This is a genomic window from Nocardia sp. NPDC101769 (genome assembly GCF_044766925.1).
Taxonomy (GTDB): Bacteria; Actinomycetota; Actinomycetes; order Mycobacteriales; family Mycobacteriaceae; genus Nocardia.
In genome coordinates this window covers 172,499-182,158 of the sequence record NZ_JBIWMX010000018.1, presented here as the reverse complement: position 1 = coordinate 182,158, position 9,660 = coordinate 172,499, and the positions used below count along the sequence as shown (strand labels likewise).

9 protein-coding genes and 1 pseudogene are annotated in these 9,660 nt (G+C 66.3%); 7 read left to right on the top strand and 3 right to left on the bottom strand.

What is annotated here, in order from left to right:
* The first annotated feature begins 207 nt into the window (after positions 1 to 207).
* On the top strand, positions 208 to 1,227 hold the full coding sequence (locus ACIRRA_RS26710; RefSeq protein ID WP_402773323.1) for an AraC family transcriptional regulator: 1,020 nt from the start codon (positions 208 to 210) through the stop codon (positions 1,225 to 1,227).
* A gap of 202 nt (positions 1,228 to 1,429) precedes the next feature.
* Positions 1,430 to 1,588 (top strand): annotated as a pseudogene (locus ACIRRA_RS26705) (transposase); the annotation flags it as partial.
* 250 nt (positions 1,589 to 1,838) lie between these two features.
* Here ACIRRA_RS26705 and ACIRRA_RS26700 read toward each other — a convergent pair.
* From ACIRRA_RS26700 to ACIRRA_RS26690, 3 genes are all read right to left on the bottom strand, one after another.
* On the bottom strand, positions 1,839 to 2,096 hold the full coding sequence (locus tag ACIRRA_RS26700) for a potassium-transporting ATPase subunit KdpA (RefSeq protein ID WP_402773320.1): 258 nt from the start codon (positions 2,094 to 2,096) through the stop codon (positions 1,839 to 1,841).
* A gap of 126 nt (positions 2,097 to 2,222) precedes the next feature.
* Entirely contained in the window at positions 2,223 to 3,161 is a 939-nt protein-coding gene (locus ACIRRA_RS26695; protein WP_402773317.1) for an alpha/beta fold hydrolase, read from the bottom strand.
* A 487-nt stretch (positions 3,162 to 3,648) separates the two neighbouring features.
* Positions 3,649 to 4,296, bottom strand: coding sequence for a TetR/AcrR family transcriptional regulator (locus tag ACIRRA_RS26690; RefSeq protein ID WP_402773314.1), 648 nt, complete (start codon positions 4,294 to 4,296; stop codon positions 3,649 to 3,651).
* A gap of 61 nt (positions 4,297 to 4,357) precedes the next feature.
* Here ACIRRA_RS26690 and ACIRRA_RS26685 point away from each other — a divergent pair, with 61 nt between their 5' ends.
* From ACIRRA_RS26685 to ACIRRA_RS26665, 5 genes are all read left to right on the top strand, one after another.
* Entirely contained in the window at positions 4,358 to 5,818 is a 1,461-nt protein-coding gene (locus ACIRRA_RS26685) for an alpha/beta fold hydrolase (protein WP_402773311.1), read from the top strand.
* Between the two features lie 18 nt (positions 5,819 to 5,836).
* Positions 5,837 to 6,034 (top strand): hypothetical protein, encoded by a 198-nt coding sequence (locus ACIRRA_RS26680; protein WP_402773308.1) that lies wholly within the window; start codon positions 5,837 to 5,839, stop codon positions 6,032 to 6,034.
* Positions 6,031 to 6,822, top strand: coding sequence for an MBL fold metallo-hydrolase (locus tag ACIRRA_RS26675; protein WP_402773305.1), 792 nt, complete (start codon positions 6,031 to 6,033; stop codon positions 6,820 to 6,822). Before ACIRRA_RS26680 ends, ACIRRA_RS26675 begins: the two co-directional genes overlap by 4 nt.
* A 329-nt stretch (positions 6,823 to 7,151) precedes the next feature.
* Positions 7,152 to 8,090 (top strand): class I adenylate-forming enzyme family protein, encoded by a 939-nt coding sequence (locus tag ACIRRA_RS26670; RefSeq protein WP_402773303.1) that lies wholly within the window; start codon positions 7,152 to 7,154, stop codon positions 8,088 to 8,090.
* Positions 8,091 to 8,346: 256 nt separating this feature from the next.
* Positions 8,347 to 9,633 (top strand): PucR family transcriptional regulator, encoded by a 1,287-nt coding sequence (locus ACIRRA_RS26665; protein ID WP_402773301.1) that lies wholly within the window; start codon positions 8,347 to 8,349, stop codon positions 9,631 to 9,633.
* Positions 9,634 to 9,660 lie beyond the last annotated feature (27 nt).

Sequence of the window (9,660 nt, the reverse complement as noted above, 5' to 3'; positions counted from 1 at the left end):
CCTGGGGTAGGGCGACCAGGGGCAGCAGCGCCCCCGAACTGGTTGCGGCAGGGGCCGGTTCGATGGTCAGGGGCATCGTGACCTCCATGTGGGTCAGCGGGCTCCCGTCGGCACTCGGGAGGGCGGTGGTTTGCCGCCGAACTCAGAATGCGTCCCAGCCGACCGCAGGTCTTGACGATTCAGGACAAAGATTTGACAATTCAAGACATGAATGTGATTCGGGGCACATCGCTGGCGAACTACCCACAGCTGGTCACCGAACTAGGCGGCGACCCCGCTGAGCTGCTGCGCGGGGCCGGCATCAGACCAGCCGACGTCGGGAACTACGAAGCGTTCCTGCCGTATCCGGCCGTCGTGCGGGCCGTGGAGGACGCCGCCGCAGCGATGGCACCAACGGATTTTGGGCGGCAGCTGGCGCGGCGACAGGGCATCGAAATCCTGGGCCCGGTCGGAGTGGCCGCACGCACCGCGGCGACCGTGGCCGACGCGATCGCGACATTCGGCACCTTCATGGCCGCCTACAGTCCCGCGCTCGCCATCGAGATCTCGCCGCTGGCCACCCCCGGCCGGTCGTTCTACGAATTTCGGATCGTCATCGATCGGCTGCCGCCTCATCCCCACGTGAGCGAACTGTCCCTCGGCGTATCGCTGCAGGTGTTGCGTTTCCTTCTCGGCTCCGACTACACCCCGCTGTCAGTTCACCTGCCCCATGAGCCGTTGGCCGCCCAGCAGGACTACACCCAGTTCTTCGGCTGCCGAACGGTTTTCGCGCAGCCGAACAGCGGTTTCACGATCTGCACCGCAGACCTCGACCGCCCGCTCAAACAAGACTTATTGGCGCATCAAGCCGTTGTGCAGTACCTCAGCACGTTGACCTTGCACGGTTCGAACATGACCGAATCGGTGCGCTCGATCGTGCGGCACCTGTTGCCGACCGGGGTCACCTCTGTCGAGGTGATCGCCGACCAGTTCCAACTGCACCCCAAGACCCTGCAGCGCCGACTCGCCGCCGAGGGAACCACCCTCGGCGCACTGATCGACCAGATCCGCCGAGCCGCCGCCGAACGCTACCTCCGCGACACCGATATCACCCTCAGACACCTGACCCGCGAGCTCGGCTACACCGAGCAAAGCGAGCTGAGCCGCTCCTGTCGCCGCTGGTTCGGCAGCGGGCCAGCCGCCTATCGCAAAGCGCTCCGCTCTACGCAATCCCGAGAAGTCGGCTAAGTGTGCTGCTACACAGTGCTGTGAGGTCCGAGCGCCACCACCGGGGGACTGGGCCGTGTCTCAATAGTGGTTGGGGTGTGGGGCGCTGCTTCGTGGCGAGTCTGAGCGCTCGAGTTGGAAAGTGTTGGCCGCGTTGGCAATAAGGTGAGGCCTCCGGTAGTTGGTTGTTTCGACCAAGAAGCAACTGAATACCGGAGACCTCGTGCCCAGCGTAGCGGTGACCAGGCGAGCGGATCTGACCGACGCCCAGTGGGCGCGGTTGGAGCCGTTGCTGCCTCGTGGTAAGAAGGCGGGCCGCCCGCCGAAATGGACGAAACGTCAGCTCATCGACGAGATCCGGTGGCGGACCCGGTGTGGGACGCCGTGGCGTTCACCGACAAGGTCCGCATCGGACGCCAGCTGGGACCTGAACACCGTCGTCGAACGAATTCACCACGACATCCTGTCGACCAGAGACGCGCAAGCACCGAATCGCGCTCCGGTACAAGCGATTTCGATGATCGATTCCAGCTCAGACGGCGTCGATGATGTGCGGCCCGACCTGCCCGGGACAACGATTGGGCGGCAATTCCGCCCAGCGATTCGACCAACGCTCGGCTGGCAGCCAGCGCTCAGGACCGGGGCGCGCGGAACAGCGCGTAATTCCCCAGTGCGCCGACCACCGTCACCGCCAACGCCGAACCGACATAAGCGATCCAACGCTGCTCACCTCCCGGATCGATCCGCAAACACCGGTACAGCAACCGCTCCACCCCCACCGGCCCGAAAACCTTGTCCCCCGGCGCATTTCCGCCGCCGTAGATCTTCGCAAGATAGCTGCCAACAGCGAGACCACAAAAACAATGTCCTGCACGACCGACCTCCTGCACCGACCACCAGGGAGAGTGCCAGAACGCTGACAGAGTACGAACCGGTCTGTTGGAGCGATGCCTTGGGCCATTGGTTCGTCCGCCTTCACAGATCCGGGCTGAAGACCCGGCCGGGCGGTGACGAGCTCAGGGCAGGGCGCGGCCCTGCTGCCGGCGCTTGTTCTGGCTGTTTGTTGTCCATGATCGTTCTGCCGCCGCAGGACGCGCGGTGGTGGCGTCGGGGCCGGTAAATGGTTCGCGGATCACATTGGTGATGAGTTCGCCGAAGGTGTTCGGGTCGTGCATGAGCCAGGTATGCCCGCCGGGCACGGTGATCGTGCGCGGGTCACCGAGGGCGGTCCGTAGCGACATCGAAGTGGATTCGGGGATGACGGTGTCCAGCTTGCTCCACACCACGAAGATCGGGAGCCGGCGTTCGGCGAGCGCGGCCAGTTCGGAGGCCAGGTTGGCGGTTCGGGCGAGGTGAGCGACTTCCCACACCGCGCGCGGGTTGCGCACAATGTTCGGCACCGCATCACGCAAGATCACCGGTAGGACCCGGGTCAGTTGGCGACCGGGAAACAGATCGGCCTGCAGGTGCAGCCCCCAGTCCCACAACGGGCGATCCCGCAGCGCGCGCACCACTCCACGGTCGTCGGTCCACGCCGAACCGCCGATGGAGTTCACCAATACCAGCCGCTCGGCGAGGTCGGGCAGGTCGTGGGCCACTTTGATCGCGACACCGCCACCGAAGGAATGCCCGACCACGGTCACCGGTCGGGGTAGGCCGATCGCGTCGGCGAACTCGCCGATCCACCGGGCGTATCCGGCGAGGGTCCGGGGCTCGACCGGCAAGCTGGCGGTGCCGCCGAACCCGGGCATCGCCGGGACGTACACGCGTATTCCCATTCGGATGAGCTGTTGCAACGGGCGGGTATAGGCTTGTCCGCCGAGTCCCCAGCCATGCAGGAAGAGCACGCCAGGGCCGACTCCGCCGACCGCGTAGCGGGCGGTTCGGCCTTCGACCAGGATCGACCGCCACCGCAGTCGAGAAGGACGGGGTCGCGGGGCCCGTTTCGTGCCCATACTTCCATCACACGGCGATCGCACCACCGCGAAAAGAGTCCCCGGGCCTCGATCAGCGAGAACAACGGCACCAGTTCGGCTGCGGCGTCGGCGAATCGATCCGCACCCACGCCTGCGCTCGCGCGGCAGGAGTGAACTCCAGCAGGCCTGTCGATCCCGGGACTTTCGGCACCACCCGATCCGGTCATGGACCAGGACCACGGACAGCGAACCGCACAGGCACGCCGGCGGTCGGTCGCCGCCGCCTACCGCCGGTTGCTACCGAGCCGCGGCGAACGGCCCATCCCAACCACGCTACGCGTCGTCGTACCGGTCTCGACCCGGACGACCGAGGCTAAATACGTTCTGGACAACCGGGTTTCGGCGGTGATCTCGTATTTGCCGATCGAGATCGACGACCCGGTGCAGCGCCTGATCGCCGCAGATGGTGCTGCACGGCGGACGCCGGTTGCATCTCGGGGTCTCCCCGGCCTCGCCGGCGGACTGTTCATCCATTGCCGGGGCTGAACCTCGATAGCAGACCGGCGCGAGCGGCGTGGGCGGCGATAGCGGCACAGCGATCGGCCAGGTCGATGTCGATAGGCTCTCCGGTGAGGTAAATCCGCTGATAGATGGGGGCGGCGAGCCAGCGAATCACTTGGATCGGGTCGGTGTCGGCCGGCACCTCGCCCCGGTCGATCGCGCGAAGTACCGCGACCGCCGCCCGCTCGGCGCGGTCATTGATCGCGGCGGTCAGCGTCGACCTGGCCGCGGGATCGCGTACGGCGGTCGAGACCATGCAATCCAGCCATCCCTGGTGCGCCGGGTTGCCCCGCAGCCGCACGATGGCGCCCGCGATATACCGCAGGTCCTGCTCGAGATCGCCAGTATCGGGCAAGGTGAATTCGGTGGCGAGTTGGTCGGCCGCGTCGCGAATGAGTGCCTCGAGGCTGCCCCAGCGCCGATAGATCGTCGACACTGCCACATTGGCCCGCTGGGCGATCCGGTCCAGACTGGCACTGCCGTAACCGATCTCGGCCAACTCGGCCAGCGTGGCGTCGAGTACGGCGGTGCGGGTACGTGCGGTGCGTCCACCGGGCCGCCGGGTCCCCGGTTGGGGCTCCGCCGACCCAGGTAAATGAGAATTGTCTTGCATTAACCCTCCAGGCCTGTCAGTCTACCGATGCTAACGCAAACACATTCCTGTTAGGCTTGTCATGGACATACCCCAGATCGTGCACCGGTTCGTCGATGTCGACGGTGTGCGCGTGTTCTACCGCAGCGCGGGGCCGGACAATACGCCGGTCCTGTTGCTGCTCCACGGCTTTCCTTCTGCGTCGCATCAGTTCCGGAGGCTGATCGACGCGCTGGGTTTCCGCTACCGGGTGATCGCGCCCGACTATCCCGGCTTCGGTCACACCGAGGTTCCAGCGGACTACCGCTACTCGTTCGAGGCGCTGGCCGACACCGTCGAGGGCTTCGTGCTGGCCGTCGGGCTGCGCCGATTCGTCATGTACGCCTTCGACTTCGGTGGCCCGGTGGGTCTTCGACTGGCTACCCGGCATCCGGAATGGATTGCCGGCCTGGTGGTGCAGAACGCGAATACCTACGTCGAGGGCCTGTCCGAGGCGGCCCGGGATCTGATCGCCAATCGGCCCGGCGTCGCCGGTGCGGAAGACAATGTGCGGCAAATTCTCACCCTCCCGGTCACCCGCGCGCAACACGAAGGCGGCACAACCGATCCGGAGCACGTTTCGCCGGACGGCTGGACCCTGGACCAGTACTTCCTGGAACAGCCCGGCCGCGAGCAAGCCCAGATCGCGCTCGCTTTGGACTATCACACCAATGTCGAGCTCTACCCGACCTGGCAGCGGTGGCTGCGCGAGCATCAGCCACCCACGCTGATCCTCTGGGGCCGCAATGATCTGTTCTTCCCCGAATCCGGCGCCACCGCATACCTGCGCGATCTGCCGGAGGCCGAACTGCACCTGCTCGACACCGGTCATTTCGCACTGGAAGAGACACTGCCGCAAGTGGTTCCGCTCATCAGCGAATTCCTCGACCGGGCATGGGCGCACGGCCGGATCCGGATCGCCGTGATCGGCGCGACGGGCAACCTCGGTGGTGCCGTGGTACGCGAAGCACGAGCACGCGGTCATCGGGTCACGGTCCTGGGGCGGGCGAATGTCGACGCCACCGACGTCGACTCGATCGCGACACGGGTGGCCGGGCACGACGCCGTGGTTGTCGCGGTCAAGGGCGGCGACCGGCTGGTGCCGCGCGCCGCCGAAGCCGTCCTCGCGGCCTTGCCGAAGGCCGGTGTCGACCGGCTCGTCTTCCTGGGCGGCGGCGGAAGCCTGGAATGCGCACCGGGACAACGGTTCGTCGATGCACCGGACTTTCCACCCCAATATCTCGAGACGGCACGTGATCAAGGCGAGGCGCTGCGACTGTTGCGAGCCGCGCAGACGTCGGTCGCATGGTCGTATGTCAGTCCGCCGCCGGTGTATCTGGTGCCCGGCGACCGGACCGGAAGGTACCGGATCGAGGCGCGCGACACTCCGATCGTCGACGAACACGGTGAAAGTCGGATCAGCGTAGGCGATTACGCCTCGGCCGTCGTCGACGCCATCGAGACCAACTCCTTCCTCCGCACTCGATTCACCGTCGGTTACTGACGCAAACAGGAGCATCCAATGAACATGACAGTTCTCATGGCGATCGCCCGCAACGGCGCGGCCCAACGAGCAATGATGCTCGCACTCGCCACGGTGGTACTCATCTCCATCGACGAGCGCATTCTGGTGCCCGTCGCGGTGTCGATCTATGCGATCGCCAACGCCGCAGCCGTCGTACGGGCCACCGCCCGATCCGCCTCGGCCGGCGCCCGATGAAACTCGGCATCGAGATCCACGCACTCGGTGGGCCCACCGCTGTGGTCAGCATCGGCGGGCTGCGGCTGCTCACCGATCCGACCTTCGACGGGCCGGGGAAGTACCGGCTCGGTGCGGGGCGAGAACTTGTCAAGACTGCGGCGGCGGCGTTGTCGCCGCAGCAGGTCGGCCCGGTCGACGCGGTACTGCTGTCCCATGATCAGCATCCCGACAATCTCGATACGGCGGGTCGGCGCTATCTGGCGCAGGTACCGCTGGTGCTGACCACCGCGGCTGCGGAGGCGCGGCTGGCCGGATCGTGCCGCGCTGTCGGGGTGTGGGAACACGTCGATCTCGTCCGACCCGACGGCGGCACCCTGCGGATCACCCGCGTTCCGGCGCAACACGGTCCCGACGGTACCGAGCATCTGGTCGGCGAGGTGGCCGGGTTCGTACTGACGGGTGCGGACCTGCCAACGGTGTACATCAGCGGCGACAACGCGTCGCTCGATGTCGTCCGCGCAGTCGCCGAGCGATTCCCGACCATCGACGTGGCGATGCTGTTCGCAGGTGCAGCGAGCACAGCGTTGATCGAGCATGGTCACCTCACGCTCACCAGCGCCGAGGCCGCGACGGCTGCTCGGATCCTGGGCGCCTGGCAGGTGGTGCCGCTGCACTTCGACAGCTGGCAGCACTTCACCGAAGGGGCCGCCGCACTACTCGCGGCGTTCACCGATGCGGGGCTGCGCGACCGGCTCACCCTGTTGCGGCCCGGCGATCACACCGCTGTCGTCCTCGATTCGGTCTGACACATCCGATTCGCCGCTGCCCATGCTGGTTTCGCAGCATGGGCAGCGGCTGGTCGCCGCATTCACACACCCCGCGCCCGACGACGATGCGAACCTGGCCGTTCGACGGTCACGCCATCAACTCCCGCACCTGGCTCGAGCCATGGGGAAGCGAGGAAGTGGCGGAGGCGATAGTTACATCCCGGTTACTGCGGCGGCGTATGTGAGGTCGGCATTGGCCTGAGGTGACAATGCCCGCGGCGAATTTCGTTGATGCACGACGGTGTCCAGTTGCGGAGTGATTTCTACCGTTGTCGTCATTCCCTATTTCCCCTTTCTGAGGACCGCTGATGAACCTTTTTTCGACTCTTCCGGACCGTCGTGCGGCTGCCGCACCGGACGCGGCCGCCGTCGCCGACGACAGCACTGACCTGAACAACACGGGATTCCTCGATGCCGTGCGGCGTGCCGCCGCTACCCTGCGCGCCGCGGGAGTCTCGGGCGGCGACGTGGTCGCGATCATGTTGCCCAATACCGCCGCTTTTGTCGTATCCCTGTTCGCCACCTGGCGTGTGGGTGCCACGGTCATCCCTATCGACCCGTCGCTGACCGCTGCGGAAGCCGACTATCAGCTGACCGACACGGGCGCCAAGGTGCTGATCACCGCGCAGCGGCCCACCCCCGACGCTGCGGTCCACGTCGTCATACCCGCCGACGATCTCACCACCGCGGACCCCGATGTCGCCGAACCCGCACGGCCCCGCGACGACACACTGGCGCTGCTCCTCCGCACCAACGGCACCCTGGGCAAATCCCACAGGGTGACGGTCGATCACGCCAACCTCAACGCCATGTGCTCAATGGTGATCGAGGCATTCGAACTCACCGAAGCCGATCACAGCCTGCTGAATCTACCGCTGTTCCACGTCAACAGCATCGTTGTCGGCACTTTGTCGCCACTGCTCGCCAATGGCCGCACCACCATGGCCTTCAGCCCGAAGACCTTCTTCGACCGAATCGAGCGCACCCGTGCCACATACATCTCCGCTGTCCCGGCCACGTATGCACTGCTGTCGGATCTGCCCGCCCACATCCGGCCGAACACCTCATCGGTACGATTCGCCATCTGCGGCACGGCCCCAGCCGAGGTTGAAGTGCTGACCAAATTCCAACGCCGCTACGGAATTCCGATCATCGACGGCTACGTCTCCGAAGTTCCGGTGCGAGCACGCCGCTCACCGCCACCCCCACGATGGACACCGTCGGAATACTCCCGCCGGGCCAGCTGATTCGGACCGCTGATCCGCAGGCGCCCACATCGCGGCAATGTCGGATCCGCATGCTGGTAGGCAGCCGGTGAGGGGACCCGACGCCTGGACGCCAGTCGACATGGCCGGTCGACACCCGGTGATCGCTGAGCAGCGACGACAGCGACGCGAGACGCAGCCTGTCGAGGTGATCGACGACGTTCGCCGCCGGTGTCGTCCCCGGAGAACAAGCCCGCAATTTCCCGCGCAGCAACCGCGCAGTGACTACCGTTGGGGAGTGACGACTTCTCGTCGCGACGGTGATGGCGATGTGAGCCGCCATGTCGCGCGGATCGCCGCCCGCATGAACGAGCGGGTGACCGATATCGCCGCGATCCTGCGGCGCGGTCTCGAGGACGATATCCCCGAATTGCGGGGTGACGCCCGCACCGTCGAACTGCTCGGCGCCAGCGTGGAAGGCAATGTCGACACCATCCTGCACGCGCTGCAGCACGACATACCAGTCGCACGGATCAACGCTCCCACCGCGGCCATCGAATACGCCAGACGCCTTGCCCAGCACGGAGTTCCGGTCAATGCCCTGGTGCGTGCCTATCGGGTCGGCCAGCGGCGGATGACCGAGTTGGTCTTCGCCGAATTACGGGCCAGCGCTATCGCGCCCGCCGACGGTGTCACGGTCGCGCAGGCGATCACCACCCCAATGTTCGAGTACATCGACCAGATCACCATGCAGGTCGTCGCGGTGTACGAGACCGAGCGTGAGCAGTGGCTCGAGAGCCGCAACAGCGCCCGCGCGCTGCGCGTGCGTGAGGTGCTGTCCGGGAGGGAGCCGGTCGATATCGATGCCGCGACCGACTCCATCCGTTACCCGCTGCGTTGGCATCACCTGGCGTTGATCCTCTGGTATCCCGACACCGGCGCGAGTCGTGACGAGCTCACCCGGCTACAACGCTTCGTCCGTGAGCTGGCCGAGGCGGTCGGCACCGCGGCCGCGCCGCTGTTCGCGGCCGCCGACCGGACGAGCGCATGGGCCTGGCTGCCCTACCGCTCCGAGCAATCCGATGCGGTGGCCAAGGTCCGTGATTTCGCAAGCAAGCGGCCCCACGCACCGCGTCTGGCGATCGGCATCATGAGCCAGGGGCTATCCGGCTTCCGCCGGACCCATCGGCATGCAATGCGCGCACGCTCGGTCGCGCTCACCCGCGGGGACCTAGAACCGAGGATCATCGCGGCGAGCGATCCGGGGCTGTCGGTCGCGGCGCTGTTCGACGGCGCCCGCGCGGAGGTCAGCGAATGGGTGAGCGAGGTGCTCGGCGAATTGGCCGCCGACAACGACAACGATGCCCGGCTACGCGAGACGCTGCGGGTGTTCCTGCACACCGGATCCAGCTACAAGGCGGCCGCCACGCAGCTCGATCTCCATTCCAACTCGGTGAAGTACCGGGTCGGGCGAGCAGTTTCGCGACGCGGGCGGCCGATCACCGACGATCGGTTGGACGTCGAGCTGGCACTGCTGATCTGCCACTGGTACGGCGCCGCGGTACTGCGGCCGAACCCGGACTGACCGCGGCGGCAAACCCGCACGCAGACT